The organism is Stenotrophomonas sp. YJH_SMC_81, assembly GCF_059370875.1.
This window is the reverse complement of record NZ_JCAFUB010000002.1, coordinates 311,538-328,173: the sequence shown is the minus strand read 5'-3', so window position 1 is coordinate 328,173 and position 16,636 is coordinate 311,538. Positions and strand designations below refer to the sequence as shown.

Annotated in this window: 15 protein-coding genes; 2 read left to right on the top strand and 13 right to left on the bottom strand. The window is 65.1% G+C overall.

What is annotated here, in order from left to right; genetic code table 11:
- Nucleotides 1–11 precede the first annotated feature (11 nt).
- The 10 genes from AC5P8U_RS05095 to AC5P8U_RS05050 all read right to left on the bottom strand — a co-directional run bounded on the left by AC5P8U_RS05095 (nucleotide 12) and on the right by AC5P8U_RS05050 (nucleotide 9,505).
- Nucleotides 12–2,216: a putative glycosyltransferase family protein gene (locus AC5P8U_RS05095; RefSeq protein ID WP_111007815.1), complete on the bottom strand. Its 2,205-nt coding sequence runs from the start codon at nucleotides 2,214–2,216 to the stop codon at nucleotides 12–14.
- Between the two features lie 72 nt (nucleotides 2,217–2,288).
- Nucleotides 2,289–2,711 (bottom strand): F0F1 ATP synthase subunit epsilon, encoded by a 423-nt coding sequence (locus AC5P8U_RS05090; protein WP_005419509.1) that lies wholly within the window; start codon nucleotides 2,709–2,711, stop codon nucleotides 2,289–2,291.
- 113 nt (nucleotides 2,712–2,824) lie between these two features.
- Nucleotides 2,825–4,231 carry a F0F1 ATP synthase subunit beta gene (gene atpD, locus AC5P8U_RS05085; protein WP_005419510.1) on the bottom strand — a complete coding sequence of 469 codons (1,407 nt, stop codon included), beginning with the start codon at nucleotides 4,229–4,231 and terminating at the stop codon, nucleotides 2,825–2,827.
- 37 nt (nucleotides 4,232–4,268) lie between these two features.
- Nucleotides 4,269–5,132 carry a F0F1 ATP synthase subunit gamma gene (atpG, locus tag AC5P8U_RS05080; RefSeq protein WP_005411129.1) on the bottom strand — a complete coding sequence of 288 codons (864 nt, stop codon included), beginning with the start codon at nucleotides 5,130–5,132 and terminating at the stop codon, nucleotides 4,269–4,271.
- 97 nt (nucleotides 5,133–5,229) lie between these two features.
- Complete coding sequence (atpA, locus tag AC5P8U_RS05075) at nucleotides 5,230–6,777, bottom strand: F0F1 ATP synthase subunit alpha (protein WP_005411130.1); 1,548 nt, start codon at nucleotides 6,775–6,777, stop codon at nucleotides 5,230–5,232.
- Between the two features lie 44 nt (nucleotides 6,778–6,821).
- Nucleotides 6,822–7,349: a F0F1 ATP synthase subunit delta gene (locus AC5P8U_RS05070; RefSeq protein ID WP_005411131.1), complete on the bottom strand. Its 528-nt coding sequence runs from the start codon at nucleotides 7,347–7,349 to the stop codon at nucleotides 6,822–6,824.
- Nucleotides 7,350–7,351: 2 nt separating this feature from the next.
- Nucleotides 7,352–7,822: a F0F1 ATP synthase subunit B gene (locus AC5P8U_RS05065; RefSeq protein WP_005419512.1), complete on the bottom strand. Its 471-nt coding sequence runs from the start codon at nucleotides 7,820–7,822 to the stop codon at nucleotides 7,352–7,354.
- A gap of 106 nt (nucleotides 7,823–7,928) precedes the next feature.
- Entirely contained in the window at nucleotides 7,929–8,234 is a 306-nt protein-coding gene (atpE, locus tag AC5P8U_RS05060) for a F0F1 ATP synthase subunit C (RefSeq protein WP_005411133.1), read from the bottom strand.
- A 73-nt stretch (nucleotides 8,235–8,307) separates the two neighbouring features.
- Nucleotides 8,308–9,108 carry a F0F1 ATP synthase subunit A gene (gene atpB / locus AC5P8U_RS05055; RefSeq protein ID WP_447897175.1) on the bottom strand — a complete coding sequence of 267 codons (801 nt, stop codon included), beginning with the start codon at nucleotides 9,106–9,108 and terminating at the stop codon, nucleotides 8,308–8,310.
- Between the two features lie 31 nt (nucleotides 9,109–9,139).
- Nucleotides 9,140–9,505 carry a hypothetical protein gene (locus AC5P8U_RS05050; RefSeq protein WP_014648497.1) on the bottom strand — a complete coding sequence of 122 codons (366 nt, stop codon included), beginning with the start codon at nucleotides 9,503–9,505 and terminating at the stop codon, nucleotides 9,140–9,142.
- A 458-nt stretch (nucleotides 9,506–9,963) separates the two neighbouring features.
- On the opposite strand from AC5P8U_RS05050, the gene AC5P8U_RS05045 reads away from it, so the two are divergent.
- On the top strand, nucleotides 9,964–10,782 hold the full coding sequence (locus AC5P8U_RS05045; protein WP_005419516.1) for a hypothetical protein: 819 nt from the start codon (nucleotides 9,964–9,966) through the stop codon (nucleotides 10,780–10,782).
- Nucleotides 10,783–11,424: 642 nt separating this feature from the next.
- Here AC5P8U_RS05045 and lpdA read toward each other — a convergent pair.
- The 3 genes from lpdA to AC5P8U_RS05030 form a co-directional block, all read right to left on the bottom strand.
- Complete coding sequence (gene lpdA, locus AC5P8U_RS05040) at nucleotides 11,425–13,233, bottom strand: dihydrolipoyl dehydrogenase (RefSeq protein WP_072167222.1); 1,809 nt, start codon at nucleotides 13,231–13,233, stop codon at nucleotides 11,425–11,427.
- A 106-nt stretch (nucleotides 13,234–13,339) separates the two neighbouring features.
- Nucleotides 13,340–15,061, bottom strand: a complete 1,722-nt coding sequence (gene aceF / locus AC5P8U_RS05035; RefSeq protein WP_447897173.1) for a dihydrolipoyllysine-residue acetyltransferase — start codon at nucleotides 15,059–15,061, stop codon at nucleotides 13,340–13,342.
- Between the two features lie 167 nt (nucleotides 15,062–15,228).
- Complete coding sequence (locus AC5P8U_RS05030; protein WP_447897172.1) at nucleotides 15,229–15,744, bottom strand: DNA-deoxyinosine glycosylase; 516 nt, start codon at nucleotides 15,742–15,744, stop codon at nucleotides 15,229–15,231.
- A 186-nt stretch (nucleotides 15,745–15,930) separates the two neighbouring features.
- On the opposite strand from AC5P8U_RS05030, the gene AC5P8U_RS05025 reads away from it, so the two are divergent.
- Nucleotides 15,931–16,566: an OmpW/AlkL family protein gene (locus AC5P8U_RS05025; protein ID WP_005419535.1), complete on the top strand. Its 636-nt coding sequence runs from the start codon at nucleotides 15,931–15,933 to the stop codon at nucleotides 16,564–16,566.
- The last annotated feature ends 70 nt before the right edge of the window (nucleotides 16,567–16,636 follow it).

Sequence of the window (16,636 nt, the reverse complement as noted above, 5' to 3'; positions counted from 1 at the left end):
AGCGGTCAGCGTCACGGCTCTGGCACAGGCGCGCCGAGTCCCTCACGCCACAGCTGCAGCGCGCTGTAGCGCAACCGCACCTGATGCTGCCCGGCCGGCACGCACAACGCATGGAAGAGGCCATTGCCGCGCAGCAGCGGCAGTACCTGGCCATCCTCAAGCTGCGCCTGCCAGCCACGACCGGTGGTTTCGTTGATCACCACCCATGCTGCGTGGTCGGCCACCACCGTCAGCTCGATGCGTCCCGGCTGGTAGTGCAGCACCTGCACCGTGGCCTCGCCGGCATCCTGTTCGGCACAGTGGCTGCTGGCGGCTGCCGGCAGCCATAGCTGCCGGTTGAAATCGGTCTGGTTGAACAGCGGCGCAGGCGGTAGACGCTCCTCATGGCGGCGCACCTGCCGCGGATTCAGTACACGTGGCAGCACGCTGTCACGCCGCGCAAGTTCCACCTGGTCGCCGTGCGCGCTGGAGCCCGGAAACGGCTCCTGAGCCAGCAGCCAACGCACGCCCAGCAGGTCGTACAGGGGAGCAGCGGTGTCTGGCATCCAGGCAGTGGGGACCTTCTGCTGGAAGGTATCCACCGGCTCGCCCGGCATCCCGGTCATCTGCAGATAGTCGCTTGCCAGCAGCGGGTTGTAGCCGTTTGCCAGCGCAATGGCATGCACCGCCGCGCCGTTGGTGAGTCCGCCGATGCCGAAGACCACCGCGCGCTCGGGTATGCCGACATGCCGCTCTGCCGCCAGCAGCGCATAGGCGCGCTGCGCAGGACCTGCACGATCGGCGGTGAGCACCGACTTTGTGCCGCTGCCCGCGTTGAACCTGGTGCCGACGTTGAACAGCAGCAGGTCCAACAGCACCAGTACCAGCACCCAGCGCGCAGGCGCCTGGTGGCGGCGCAGCACCCGCACCGCGGCTACGCCCAGCGCGGCGCTGACCGCAAGCCAGGCGAAAGCGAGCGGATGACAATGATCGATCGCCAGCCATGCAGCGCACGCACCCAGCACTGCGACGACCGCCACGGACACCCGATGCAATCGCAATGGCTGCCGCTGCAGGGCAACCTGCAGGGCATTGGCACCCAGCCACGCCGCCGGAGGCACGGTAAGGAACAGCGCATCGGATGGGCGCCGGAACAGGTCCAGCCCCGGAAGCCAGCCAAACAACCAGGGAAACAGCGGCGTCGCGCCACCCACCGCGACCATGATCGCCAGCGTCAGCGCACACAGCGCGATGCGCGTCGCCGCCGGCTTGCGCCGCAGCACCTCACCGCCCCAGAGCAGCCACAGCGCCAGCGGCACTGCCCCCACATAGAGGTAATCGGCGCTGATATCACCGAAGGCCCAGCTGTCGCCGCGCCCCTGCGAGAACACGTTGCCCGACAGCAGTGTCACCAGTGTCTGCCAGTGGATGGCACCCGGCAGCGCGGCTTCCAACGTCAAGCCATTGCGATTGGTCTGGTCCAGCCAAGCCAGCGTGGACAGCCACTGCGGCGCACTGACAACGCCGGCGAGAATGGCCACCACGCCCAGCTGCCACAGCAGGCGCATGCGCTGCCCCTGTGCCAGCACGACAGCAGCTACTGCGTAGATCACGCACGCGAGGATGATGAAATAGGTGACCTGGGTCAGTTGAAGCGTACACATCCCGCCGGCCACACCGGCCAGCAGGATGTCGCGCATCCGTCCCCGCCGGCGGACCTGCTCCAGGCCCAGCCACAGCCAGGGCAGCAGGCAGTAGCTGATGATCATCGGCGTGTGCTGCAGGCGCGACGCGGCCACACCTCCAAACATCAGCGTGAGTGCGAACAGCAGCTGCGCCGGCGGCGGCATGCCCTGCACGCGGCTCAACCGCAGTGCACCCAGGCCGCCTGCCAGCACATGCAGCAGCACCACCACCGTGAACAGGTGCAGGGAGCCCGGCGCCAGCAGCATCGGCAGCAGCATCGTCGGCTGCAGCGTCATCATCTGCGGATCGGCCACCTGCGGGTAGCCACCGTAGAGATACGGATTCCACCAGGGGGCCTGCAGGTGACGCAGCTGCTCGGCACTGAAACTGACCGCCGGGAAGAACTGCTGCACGGCATCGAAGGGGATGGTCTTGATGCCACTGAGCCATGGCAGGCACAGAACGATCCACGCAATCAGGAACACGCCTGCCGGTGTGCGCCACGGCCGCTGCGAGCTGCCGCCTTCAATCGCTGTCGAGTAGTGCTGCATTCCCTGCTCCTGTGGCGAACAAACAAAAACGCCGGCAGCTAGCCGGCGCCTGTGCTTGATGACGCGCGAACCTCAGTGCTTGAGATTCTTGCGCAGGCGTTCCAGTGCCTGCAGCTGGACGACGGCTTCAGCCAGCTTCTGCTGGGCTTCGGCCACTTCCATCGCTTCGCCGCGGTTGGCCAGGATGCGCTCGGCTTCTTCCTTGGCCTTGCGGACCGAGGCTTCGTCGATGTCCTGCGCGCGGATCGCGGTGTCGGCCAGCACGGTCACCACCTGCGGCTGCACTTCCAGGATGCCGCCGGAAATGGCGAAATCCAGCTGCTCGCCGTTCGGCGTGGTCACCACCACCTTGCCCGGCTTCAGGCGGGTGATCAGCGGCGCGTGCTTGGGCGCGATGCCCAGTTCGCCCAGCTCACCGGTGGCCACGACCAGGGTCGCTTCGCCACGGAAGATTTCCTGCTCGGCGCTGACGATGTCGCAACGGATCGTGCTCATGCAAATCTCTTCGCTGTTCGCGGTGGCGCAATGCCACCGTGGGGGTCCACCGGCGCGGGCGGTTGCCCGGCGCCGGCGTCAGGTCGGCCAGGATCGCTCCTGCCCGTCCCGGATCAGGCCTTCTCGGCCATCTTCTTGGCCTTCTCGACCGCTTCTTCGATGCCGCCGACCATGTAGAACGCCTGCTCCGGCAGGTGGTCGTACTCGCCATCGACGATGGCCTTGAAGCCACGGATGGTGTCCTTCAGCGGCACGTACTTGCCCGGCGAACCGGTGAACACTTCGGCCACGTGGAACGGCTGGCTGAAGAAGCGCTCGATCTTGCGGGCGCGCGACACGGCCTGCTTGTCCTCTTCGGACAGTTCGTCCATGCCCAGGATCGCGATGATGTCCTTCAGTTCCTTGTACTTCTGCAGGGTCTGCTGGACGCGCTGGGCGGTGTCGTAGTGCTCGTGGCCGATCACCAGCGGATCCATCTGGCGGCTGGTGGAGTCCAGCGGATCGACGGCCGGGTAGATACCCAGCGAGGCGATCGAACGCGACAGGGTGACGGTCGAGTCCAGGTGGGCGAAGGTGGTCGCCGGCGACGGGTCGGTCAGGTCGTCCGCGGGAACGTAGACGGCCTGGATCGAGGTGATCGAGCCGTTCTTGGTCGAGGTGATGCGCTCCTGCAGGACGCCCATTTCCTCGGCCAGGGTCGGCTGGTAACCCACCGCAGACGGCATACGGCCCAGCAGTGCCGACACTTCGGTACCGGCCAGGGTGTAGCGGTAGATGTTGTCGACGAACAACAGGACGTCCTTGCCCTTGCCGTTCTCGTCCTTCTCGTCGCGGAAGTACTCGGCCATGGTCAGGCCGGTCAGCGCGACGCGCAGGCGGTTGCCCGGCGGCTCGTTCATCTGGCCGTACACCATCGCCACCTTGTCCAGGACGTTGGAGTCCTTCATTTCGTGGTAGAAGTCGTTGCCCTCACGGGTACGCTCACCCACGCCGGCGAACACGGACAGGCCGCTGTGCGCCTTGGCGATGTTGTTGATCAGCTCCATCATGTTGACGGTCTTGCCGACGCCGGCGCCGCCGAACAGGCCGACCTTGCCGCCCTTGGCGAACGGGCACATCAGGTCGATGACCTTGATGCCGGTTTCCAGCAGCTCGGTGGCCGGAGACTGGTCTTCATACGACGGGGCAGCGCGGTGGATTTCCCAGTTGTCGCTGGCAGCGACCGGGCCGGCTTCGTCGATCGGACGGCCCAGCACGTCCATGATGCGGCCCAGGGTGCCGGCGCCGACCGGCACCGAGATGCCGCGGCCGGTGTTGACGGCAACCAGGTTGCGCTTCAGGCCGTCGGTGGAACCGAGGGCGATGGTACGCACCACGCCGTCGCCCAGCTGCTGCTGGACTTCGAGGGTGATCTCGGTGTTTTCGACCTTCAGTGCGTCGTACACCTTCGGCACCGATTCACGCGGGAATTCGACGTCGACGACCGCGCCGATGATCTGAACGATCTTGCCCTGACTCATTGCTGCATCCTCTAATGTGTGCTTTGAACGAACGCGGTCAGACTGCTGCCGCGCCGCCGACGATTTCGGAGATTTCCTGGGTGATCGCTGCCTGGCGCGCCTTGTTGTAGACGAGCTGCAGAGTGCCGATCAGCTTGTTGGCGTTGTCGCTCGCCGCCTTCATCGCGACCATGCGTGCGGCATGCTCGGAGGCGACGTTTTCCAGCAGTGCCTGGTACACCAGCGACTCGATGTAACGCGTCATCACGTGCTCCAGCACGGTCGCGGCATCGGGTTCGTACAGGTAGTCCCAGTCGTGGTGAGCGACCTGCTTCTCGGCCGGCGGCAGCGGCAGCAGCTGATCGAAGCTGGCCTTCTGCACCATGGTGTTCACGAAGCGGTTGTAGACCAGGTACACGCGGTCGATCTTGCCTTCGGTGAAGGCGTCGAGCATGACCTTGATCACACCGATCAGCGATTCCAGCTTCGGCACGTCGCCGATGTGGGTCACGCTGCCGACCATGTTGACCTTCACGCGGCGGAAGAAGGTCGAAGCCTTCTGGCCGATGGTCACCAGGTCCACTTCGGCACCCTTGTCCTGCCATGCCTTGGCTTCGCCCAGCATCTTGCGGAACAGGTTGTTGTTCAGGCCGCCGGCCAGACCGCGATCGGAGGAGATCACGATGAAACCGACCCGCTTGACCTGCTCACGCTCGACCAGGAACGGATGCTGGTAGTCGGTGCTGGCCTGGGCCAGGTGACCGATCACCTGCTTCATCGCCTGCGCGTACGGACGCGAGGTCTTCATCCGATCCTGCGCCTTGCGGATCTTGGAGGCCGAGACCATTTCCAGGGCGCGCGTCACCTTGCGGGTGTTCTGCACGCTCTTGATCTTGGTTTTGATTTCGCGTCCGCTTGCCATCTCTTGTTTCCCGTGGCGCGGGGCTGATGCCCCGCGTTGTTCAACCGTTTGTCATCTGGTCCAGCGGAGCCTGGGGCTCCGCTCTACAGGACCGCGATTACCAGCTGCCGGTGGTCTTGAACTCGGCGATGCCCTTCTTGAAGGCACCTTCGATGTCGTTGTCCCAACCGCCGGTAGCGTTGACCTTGCTGACCAGCTCGCCCTGGGTGTTGGCGAAGTGGGCGTGCAGGCCTTCTTCGAACGCCAGCAGCTTGTTGACCGGCACGTCGTCGAGGTAACCCTCGTTGACGGCGTAGATCGACAGCGCCTGGTTGGCGATCGACATCGGCGCGTACTGCTTCTGCTTCATCAGCTCGGTGACGCGCTGGCCACGCTCCAGCTGCTTGCGGGTCGCTTCGTCCAGGTCCGAGGCGAACTGCGCGAAGGCAGCCAGTTCACGGTACTGGGCCAGCGAGATACGGATGCCGCCCGACAGCTTCTTGATGATCTTGGTCTGGGCCGAGCCACCGACGCGCGACACCGAGATACCGGCGTTCACGGCCGGGCGGATGCCGGCGTTGAACAGGTCGGTTTCCAGGAAGATCTGGCCGTCGGTGATCGAGATCACGTTGGTCGGAACGAAGGCGGACACGTCGCCGGCCTGGGTTTCGATGATCGGCAGCGCGGTCAGCGAACCGGTCTTGCCGGTGACCTTGCCTTCGGTGAACTTCTCGACGTATTCCTCGGACACACGGGCAGCGCGCTCGAGCAGACGGGAGTGCAGGTAGAACACGTCACCCGGGTAGGCTTCGCGGCCCGGCGGGCGCTTCAGCAGCAGCGAGATCTGGCGGTAGGCGACAGCCTGCTTGGACAGATCGTCGTACACGATCAGCGCGTCTTCGCCGCGGTCCATGAAGTACTCACCCATGGTGCAGCCCGAGTAGGCGCTGATGTACTGCATGGCAGCCGATTCGGAAGCGGTCGCGGCCACCACGATGGTGTGGGCCAGCGCGCCGTTCTCTTCCAGCTTGCGCACGATGTTGGCGATGGTCGACGCCTTCTGGCCGATCGCAACGTACACGCACTTGATGCCGGTGCCCTTCTGGTTGATCACGGCATCGATCGCCATGGCGGTCTTGCCGGTCTGGCGGTCACCGATGATCAGCTCGCGCTGGCCACGGCCGATCGGGATCATCGAGTCGACCGACTTGTAACCGGTCTGCACCGGCTGGTCGACCGACTTGCGCCAGATCACGCCCGGAGCAACGCGCTCCACCGGAGCGGTCAGGTCGGTGCCCAGCGGGCCCTTGCCGTCGATCGGCTCGCCCAGCGCGTTCACGACGCGACCCAGCAGTTCCGGACCGACCGGCACTTCCAGGATGCGGCCGGTGGTCTTGGCGACATCGCCTTCGCGCAGGTGCTCGTAGTCACCCAGGACCACGGCGCCGACCGAGTCGCGCTCCAGGTTCAGGGCCAGTGCGAAGGTGTTGTTCGGCAGTTCGATCATTTCGCCCTGCATCACGTCGGCCAGACCGAAGATGCGCACGATGCCGTCGGACACGCTGGTCACGGTGCCTTCGTTGCGCGATTCCGCGGCCAGCTTGACCTTCTCGATGCGGTTCTTGATCAGTTCGCTGATTTCGGAGGGGTTGAGCGTGGTTGCCATCGTCAAGTCCTAGTGCCGGCAGCGGGGCCGGACGTTAAATGAATTCAGTTAGCGAGCGCGGTCTGCAGACGGGCCAGCTTGCCCTTCAGCGAACCATCGATGACCACGTCGCCGGCGTCGATCACGGCGCCGCCGATCAGCGAGGCATCGACCGCGGTGGTCACGTCGACCTCGCGGTTGAAGCGCTTGCGCAGCGCGACCTTGATCGCGTCCAGTTCACCGGCCGACAGTTCGGCAGCCGAGGTGACGGTGGCCTTGACCACGTGCTCGGCTTCGGCGCGCAGGGCGTCGAACATGCCGGAGATTTCCGGCAGCAGCGGCAGGCGATGCGATTCGGCCAGGATGGCCAGGAAGCGCGAGTAGGTCTCGCCGTGGGACACCGGCGCCAGCAGGGCGACGGCGTCGTCACGACCCAGCTCCGGGTTGGCGAGCAGGGCCGCCACGCGCGGGTCGGCGGCGACGTGGGCGGAGAACGCCAGGGCGTCCGACCACGGCGCGAACGCGCCTTCGTCGCGCGCGGTCGCGAACGCGGCGCGGGCGTACGGGCGGGCAAGCGTGAGGGCCTGGCTCATCCTTAGATCTCCGAGGCCAGCTCGTCGAGCAGCGCCTTGTGGGCGTTGGCGTCGATTTCGCGCTTGAGCAGCTTTTCGGCACCGGTCACGGCCAGCGCGGACACCTGCTTGCGCAGATCTTCACGGGCACGGTTGGCGGCGGCGTCGATTTCAGCCTGGGCCAGTTCCTTCTGACGGGTGGCTTCGGTGATCGCTTCGTTGCGGGCAGCATCAACGATCTGGTTGGCACGCGCATGGGCCTGATCGATGATCTCGTTGGCCTTGGTGCGGGCTTCCTTCAGCGCTTCGTTGACCTTCTCCTGCGCCTGGGCCAGATCTTTCTGGCTGCGGTCGGCAGCAGCGAGGCCTTCAGCAATCTTCTGCTGGCGCTCTTCGATCGCGTTCATCAGCGGCGGCCAGATCTTGGTCGCGATGATCCAGATCAGACCAGCGAAGGCCAGCGCCTGCGCAAGAAGGGTGAAATTGATATTCATGGTTAGCTCGATCGCTGGTTTCGGGGTGGACGCGCCGCCGAAGCGGCACATCCGGCCTTCATCCGAAACCGGGTGCATCAGCACCCGGTCGTCTCAAACCGCTGTATCAGCCGGCCAGAGCCTTGGTGACGGCGCCAGCGAAGGCAGCCGACAGCGGGTTGGCGAAGGCCAGCAGCAGGCCAACGGCGACCGAGATGATGAACGCGGCGTCGATCAGGCCGGCGGTGATGAACATGCGGACCTGCAGGACCGGGATCAGTTCCGGCTGGCGGGCGGCCGACTCCAGGAACTTACCAGCCATGATGGCCAGACCCAGACCGGCGCCCAGCGCGGCCAGGCCGATCATGATGCCGACGGCAAGGGCGGTGGAGCTCTGAATCTGCGCGAAGTTGGTCAGGACGGCGAAGTACATGGTTATCTCCAGGAACTTAAGTTGCTAAGGGTGATGAAACGGATGAAGGTTGAAACGCGTTGAAGCTTGAAACTCAGTGAGCGTCTTCCGACAGGCTCAGGTACACGATCGACAGCATCATGAAGATGAAGGCCTGCAGCGGGATCACCAGCAGGTGGAACAGCATCCAGCCGAGGCCGAACACACCACCGGCAATGGCACCGAAGAAACCGGCACCACCCAGCACCCAGATCAGCAGGAACACGATTTCGCCGCCGAACATGTTGCCGAACAGTCGCATCGCCAGCGAGATCGGCTTGCTCAGCCACTCGACGATGTTGAGGATCAGGTTGAACGGCATCATCCACTTGCCGAACGGCGCCGTCAGGAATTCCTTGATGAAGCCGCCCAGGCCCTTCGACTTCAGTGCGAAGAACAGCATCAGGAAGAACACGCTGATGGCCATGCCCAGGGTGGCATTGACGTCAGCGGTCGGCACCGGCTTCCAGTAGTGCACGCCCGCCCATTCCAGCGGCTTGGCGATGAAATCGGCCGGGATCATCTTCAGCAGATTCATCAGCAGAATCCAGAAGAAGATGGTGATGGCGATCGGCGTGACCAGCTTGCTCTTGCCGTGGTAGGTGTCCTTGGCCTGGCGGTCGACGAACTCCAGGCAGATCTCGACGAAGGCCTGCCACTTGCCCGGCACGCCGGCGGTGGCCTTGCGGGTGCCCAGCCAGAACGCGACAACGATCACCAGGCCCAGCAGGACCGCAGTGAGGAAGGTATCGACGTGGATATGCCAGAACATACCCTCACCCTTGCCGACCGGCGCGGTCAGGTTGTGCAGGTGATGCTGGATGTAGCTGGTAGGGGTTAGAGCCTCGCCCGCCATGTGTCCGGAACCTTCAGTTAATTGAATTCTGTCAACGCCTGGCCATCGCCAGGACCTGGAACATCAAGCCGACGGCGATACCGGCCAACAGCGCCAATGCAGGCAGCTTGAAGACCAGGAACCCCACCAGCAGGACGCCGAAAACCACGACCCACTTGGCCACGATCGCAATGATCAGGCGAGCCATCGCCGATCCTGCGGCCACCGCACCGCCCCCCAGCGCCATCCTTGCCGCCACCCAGCCACCGGCCGAAATGGCCACACCGGACGCCAGCGCGCCGAGGGCATATTTCGGACCGACCAGCAGGAAGGCCAGGGCCAGGACAGCGACCGCGGCCAGCGGGTAGACCGCGGCGCGCAGCATCAGTCGCCGACCCGCATCAACGGAGTTCAGCACAGGACGTCCCGCGTGGTTGCAAGTGGAAGGCTGAGGCGGCTACAGCAGGGGGGGGCCTCATCGAGCCGCCAAATTATAGCAATGGGACAATTTGCGAGACAACCGCTGCCTGTTCATCCCGGGAAGCCGCAAGTTGCGGTAACGGTTACATTTTTGCGTACCACCCGGGGGACAATGACGTCCACATGATGCTGCACCGCAGTATTGAACTTTGGTCGCAGGCGAGGAACTTTCGCCGGATGCGCAGGTCCGATCTTTCGACCTGCCTGCAGCATCCTCGTCGGCTCCACCCCGCAGGTCCCACGATGGCCCCGAAGCCCGTCTCCGGGGCCATCTTTTTGCATCGCCGCGACAGCACTGAACCGTGCACATGCCGTGGACCATACGTTCACGGATGGTGGACGGGCCGGTCCGGCACAGTGGTCTTCATTCTGATGAACCACTGCAAGGACTCTTCGATGCGCCCCGTACCCACCCTGCTCGCTCTCTCCCTGATCGCCGCCGGCGCCTCGTTCGCCACCGCTGCCCACGCCGCCGAAGGCGACGACCGCTTTGCCCTGCGCTTGGGTGCGATGAACATCGACTCGGACAACACGCTCCGCGGCAAGACCAATGTCGCCGGGCAGGACATCGGCTTCTCAGAGGACTTCAAGCTGGGTGGCAAGGAGTGGGAGCCGCGCATTGACGGCATGTTCCGCATCAGCAACCGCCAGCGCCTGCTGTTCAACTATTTCAAGTACGACAAGGACCGCCGTGAGACCCTCGGCCAGGACATCTCCTTCGGTGACGTCAACGTGCCGTCCGGCAGCTTCGTCAAGGGCGAACTGAAGTACCAGGTGGCCAGCCTGGTCTATGACTACTCGGTGGTGGACACCGATACGTTCGACCTCGGCCTGCAGCTGGGTGCCGAGTACGCCAAGGTCAGCACCAAGGCCTACGCCGATCTGGGCACCGTGTACGAAGGCCAGTTCCTCAACGAGAAGACCGACGGCGTGGCGCCGGTGGTCGGTGCGCGATTGAGCTTCACCCCGTCCGAGAAGTGGATGATCACCCTGCAGGGCCAGTACCTCAACACGCGCTGGGGCAGCTTCGATGACTACAAGGGCGATCTGAGCCGCGCCAACGCCATCGTCGATTACCGCTTCACCAGGAACTTCGGTGTGTTCGCCGGCTACGACTGGTTCAAGCTCGATGCGGACAAGAAGGGCAGCGACGGCACCATCGGCCTGAAGCAGGAATTCAAGGGCCCGGTGGCCGGCGTCAGCTTCGTGTTCTGATCCCTCGTCCCTTCCACGCTCTCTCTCCTGGCGCGGCCTCCGGAACATCGGGGCCGCGTTTTTTGTGGCATCGTCGAGCAGAGAAGCAGGTTGGTCGAGCGCGGGGGGAGAGGGGCTTGCGTGCGAATGTCCCCCGGCGCCGGCCTACGGCCGACGCCTCTTTCCTTTACTTCGCACACAAGCCCCTCTCCCCCCGCGTATCAGGCATCCACGCGGCCTTTGCAGTGGCAGTGGCTCTACTTTCAGCAAGCCGAGCCGCTGCGAGCGGTGGCAGTTGCCGCAGATGCAAGCTGGGTCGAGCGCTGGAGGGAGCGGGGCTGCGTGCGAATGTCCCCCGGCGCCGGCCTGAGGCCGACGCCTCCTCCTTTACTTCGCACACAGCCCCACTCCCTCCGCGTGTCATGCATCCAGGCGGCCTGAGCACCGACTCTCGACTTTCCGCAAGCCGAGCCGCTGCGCGGGTGGCAGGCATTTGGACAAAGTAAAGGAGGAGGCGACCGCCGCAGGCGGGCGACGGGGGACATTTGTCCAAATGCCTGCCACCCGCGCTGCGGCCCGAACGCTCGCAATGAGAGTGATCGAGGCTCAACAAAAAAACCCCGGCAAATGCCGGGGCTTTTCATTTGGAACGGCGCAGGCGCCTTACTTCTTCTTCGGCATGTACAGATCGGTGATCGTGCCGTCGTAGATTTCCGAGGCCATCGCCACCGATTCGCTCAGCGTCGGGTGCGCATGGATGGTGTGGCCGATGTCTTCGGCTTCGGCACCCATCTCGATGGCCAGGCCGATCTCGGCCAGCAGGTCACCGGCATGCACGCCAACGATCGCGCCGCCGATGATGCGGTGGGTCTCCTCATCGAAGATCAGCTTGGTGAAGCCCTCGGTGCGACCGATGCCGATCGCGCGGCCGCTGGCGGCCCACGGGAACTTGGCCACGCCGACCTTCAGGCCCTTGGCCTTGGCTTCGGTCTCGGTCACGCCCACCCAGGCAATTTCCGGGTTGGTGTAGGCCACCGACGGAATCACCCGGGCCACCCACTCCTTCTTGTGGCCAGCGGCCACTTCGGCGGCCAGCTTGCCTTCGTGCGTGGCCTTGTGGGCCAGCATCGGGTTGCCGACGATGTCGCCGATGGCAAAGATGTGCGGCACGTTGGTGCGCATCTGGCGATCAACCGGGATGAAGCCACGCTCGGTGACCTGCACGCCGGCCTTCTCGGCATCGATCTTCTTGCCATTCGGCGAACGCCCGACGGCCACCAGCACACGGTCGAAAGTGCCCTGCGCCAGCGCCGGCGCCTGGCCTTCCTCGGCCGCCTCGAAGGTCACGGTGATGCCCTTGGCATCGGCAGTGACGCCCGAGGCCTTGGTCTTCAGGTGCACTTCGATGCCCTGCTTCTTCAGGCGGTCGGCCAGCGGCTTGACCAGGTCCTTGTCGGCGCCCGGCATCAGCTGGTCCATGAACTCGACCACGGTGACCTTGCTGCCCAGTGCGCTGTACACAGTGGCCATTTCCAGGCCGATGATGCCGCCGCCGACGACCAGCAGCGAGCCCGGCACTTCGGCCAGCTCCAGCGCGTCGGTGGAATCCATCACGCGCTTGTCGTCCCACGGGAAGTTCGGCAGCTTCACCGCCTGCGAACCCGCGGCGATGATGCACTTCTGGAAGCGCAGCAGCTGGGTGCTGCCGTCTGCGGCGGTGATCTCCAGTTCGTTGGCCGAGATGAACCTGCCGACGCCCTGCACATTGCGGACCTTGCGCTGCTTGGCCATGCCGGCCAGGCCCTTGGTCAGCTGGTTGACGACCTTTTCCTTGTACTGGCGCAGCTTGTCCAGGGTGATGGTCGGCTTGCCGAACTCGACGCCGAAATCGCCGGCGTGGGCCACTTCGTCGATCACCGCGGCGGCGTGCAGCAGCGCCTTGGACGGAATGCAACCGACGTTGAGGCAGACGCCGCCGAGGCTGGCGTAGCGCTCGACCAGCACCGTGTCCAGGCCGACGTCGGCGGCGCGGAAGGCGGCGGTGTAGCCGCCCGGGCCGGAGCCCAGCACGACCATTTCGCATTCGATGTCGGCCGGCTTGCCACTGGACAGCGCCGGCTTCGGTGCCACCGGCTCGGCCGGGGCGCGGTGCGAGGGGGTCACCGGCGGCTTGCTGGCCGGAGCGGCCGCAGCCGGAGCCGGCGCAGCGGCCTTGGCCGGGGCATCGGCGGTGCCTTCAGCGTCCAGCACCACGACCACGGCGCCTTCGGACAAGGTGTCGCCCAGCTTGACCTTGATCTCCTTGACCACGCCGGCCGCCGAGGACGGCACTTCCAGGGTGGCCTTGTCCGACTCCAGGGTCACCAGGCCCTGGTCCTTCTTCACCGTGTCGCCGACGGCGACCAACACTTCGATCACCGGAACATCGCTGTAATCGCCGATGTCGGGAACCTTGACTTCAATCGTGGCCATGGTGGTTTTCCTTGTGCCCGGCCGGCAGGGCCGGCGGGCTGTCACTGCATCTGTTCACGCGGCCGCGCCAGGGGCAGCGGCCGCACGGTGGGGGCGAAGCGATGCCTTACAGCAGCACGCGGCGCATGTCGGCCAGCACCTGCGACAGGTACGTGGTGAAGCGTGCGGCCAGGGCGCCGTCGATGACGCGGTGGTCGTAGCTCAGCGACAGCGGCAGCATCAGCTTCGGCGCGAACTCCTTGCCATTCCAGACCGGCTGGATGGAGGACTTGGACACGCCCAGGATGGCCACTTCCGGTGCATTGACGATCGGAGTGAACGCGGTGCCGCCAATGCCGCCCAGCGAGCTGATCGAGAAGCAGCCGCCGCTCATGTCGGCCGGGCCCAGCTTGCCGTCGCGCGCCTTCTTGGCCAGTTCGCCGGTTTCCTGCGCGATCTGCACCACGCCCTTCTTGTCCACGTCGCGGATGACCGGCACGACCAGGCCGTTCGGCGTATCGGCGGCAAAGCCGATGTGGAAGTACTTCTTCAGGGTCAGGTTTTCACCGCTGGCGTCGATCGAGGCGTTGAATTCCGGGAACTTCTTCAGCGCCGCGGCGCTGGCCTTGATCAGGAAGGCGAGCATGGTCAGCTTGATGCCGGCCTTCTCGTTTTCCTTGTTCAGCGCCACGCGCAGGCCTTCCAGGTCGGTGATGTCGGCCTGTTCGAACTGGGTGACGTGCGGGATCATCGCCCAGTTGCGGGCCAGGTTCGCGCCGGAGATCTTCTTGATGCGCGACAGCGGCTGCACTTCCGTCTCGCCGAACTTGCTGAAGTCGACCTTCGGCCACGGCAGCAGGTTCAGGCCACCGCCGGCAGCGACGGCAGCACCACCGGCAGCTGGCACACCACCGCTAAGCGCGGCCTTGACGAACTTCTGCACGTCACCCTTGGTGATGCGGCCCCCCTTCTCGGTGCCGTTGATCTGCAGCAGGTCCACGCCCAGCTCGCGGGCGAACACGCGCACCGCCGGGGTGGCGTACGGCACCTTGGCCGGCAGCACGCCATCGGCGTTGAACTGCACCGGCGGGCTGGACGGGGTGCCGGCCGAGGCGATCTCGCGCGCCGCCAGCTTGTCCGGCTGTGCCGGCACAGCGACCGGCTCGACCTTGGTGGCGGTCTCGGCGGCAGCCGGAGCAGCGGCAGCCGCCGCCTTGGTCGGTGCCGGCGCGGCAGCGCCTTCGGCTTCAATGATGGCAACCACGTCGCCCTGCGACAGGTTGTCGCCCACCTTGACCTTGATCTCCTTGACCACACCGGCCACAGACGACGGCACCTCCATGGTGGCCTTGTCGCTTTCCAGCGTGACCAGGCCCTGGTCCTTCTTGACCGTGTCGCCGACGGCGACCAGCACTTCGATGACCGGAATGCCGGCGTAGTCGCCGATGTCCGGCACCAGCGCTTCCACTGCGCCACCGCTGGCGGCCGGAGTGGCCGGAGCGGCCGCCGCAGCAGCGGCGGGGGCCGGCGCGCTCTGGGTGGCGGCAGCCGGGGCAGCGGACTTGGCCGGTGCCGGTGCGGCGGCGGCCGGCGCGGCGGCTTCGCCTTCGGCCACTTCGATCAGCGCCACGACCTTGCCTTCGGACAGGCTGTCGCCCACCTTGACCTTCAGTTCCTTGACCACGCCTGCCACCGAGGACGGCACTTCCATGGTCGCCTTGTCGCTTTCCAGCGTCACCAGGCCCTGGTCCTTCTTGACCGTGTCGCCGACGGCGACAAGCACCTCGATTACCGGGATATCGCTGTAGTCACCGATATCGGGGACAAGTGCTTCCTTGATTTCGGCCATGGGGATAACTCCGGCAATCTGGTGTAGGGAAACGTCTATTGTGCGGCCAGCGGGGTCCAGCGCCAACCGTTACAGGTGTTTTCAGTACGCACGCAGCCGGGACAGGCTGTTGCCCACGGGTCCCGGCCGCGACCAGTCGGTAGCGTATTGTCCGGACGATGTCCGCTTCATGTCGCCAGTGCGTCTGCAACCGGCTGCCAGGCCTGGCGCAGGCGCGGCAACGACCACGCCGCATTGGCCGGGCTGGTCGAGGGCAATGCAACCACCTGTGGCGGGGCCTCCAGCTGCGGCAGCACCCAGCGCTGGAACGCCTGCCATGATGCACCGCCATTGCAGCCGATCAGCGTCAGCTCAGGCAACGTGGCGATCAGTTCCGGCAGTGCATTGGCCACTTCCGTGCCACGCACGATGTCCGCATCCAGGCTGCCTCGGCGCTCGCAGCGACCGATCACATCCCACAGACCGATGCCCGCGGCATCCAATGCCTGCAGCCGCGCGGCGTAGGCCAGATCCGCCTCGAAACCACAGATGTCGGCCATCAGCGGCCAGAAGCGGTTGCGCGGATGGGCGTAATAGCGCTGCTCCTGCAGGGACGCCACGCCCGGCATCGAGCCCAGCAGCAGCACCCGGCACTCCAGGTTCACCTGCGCTTGCAGGCCAATGCACAACGTTGCTGTGCTCACATCTTCTCCAACTGCATGAATGTCCTCGAGCGCCAGAAACCCCATGAATAAAGGCATTCCGTACCCGTCGCTGAACAAGAAAAACTATTTTTTAACGTGCGTCGGATTCGATTCATGTTGGGGCGACTACGGTGTGCTCGCCCCGCAACCGGGGGCCCAAAACAAGAAACATTAGGAGATACCCCCATGCGCTCCATCCGTATCCTGAGTCTCGCCCTGCTGACCTCCGCCGCCTTCGCGCCGGCCGCTTTCGCCCAGGACAGCAGCAGCACCGACACCGCGTCGGGCAAGCATTTTGCCGTTGTTGGCGGCATCTCGCTGCTGGAACCGAAGAACGACCCGATCTCCGGCGTGAAGAAGACCGATGGTGGCCCGGCGCCGACCGTCAGCTTCAGCTACTACATCAACGACAACTGGGCCGTTGAGCTGTGGGGCGCCGCTGACAAGTTCGACAACAAGTTCAAGGGCCCGAACAACGCCCGCCTGGGCTCGGTCGAGCAGCAGCCGGTCGCGCTGAGCGGCCAGTACCACTTCGGCCAGGCTGACAACGTGTTCCGTCCGTTCGTGGGCGTCGGCTACTACCAGTCGAGCTTCAGCAACGAGAAGCTGGGCAACGGCGCTGACACCGACATCCGCTTCAAGGATGCCAAGGGCGTGATCGGCACCGTCGGCGTCGACATGAACATCAACTCCACCTGGTTCGCCCGTGCTGACGCCCGCTACATGCGCGCCCGCCCGGACATCAAGGTTGGCGGCGAGAAGATCGGCGAAGCCAAGATGGATCCGTGGACCGTCGGCTTCGGCATCGGCGCCCGCTTCTGATCCAGGCTGCACCCGCTTCACTGATGCAACGCGACGGGCCCTTCGGGGCCCGTCGTCGTTTCCGTCACCG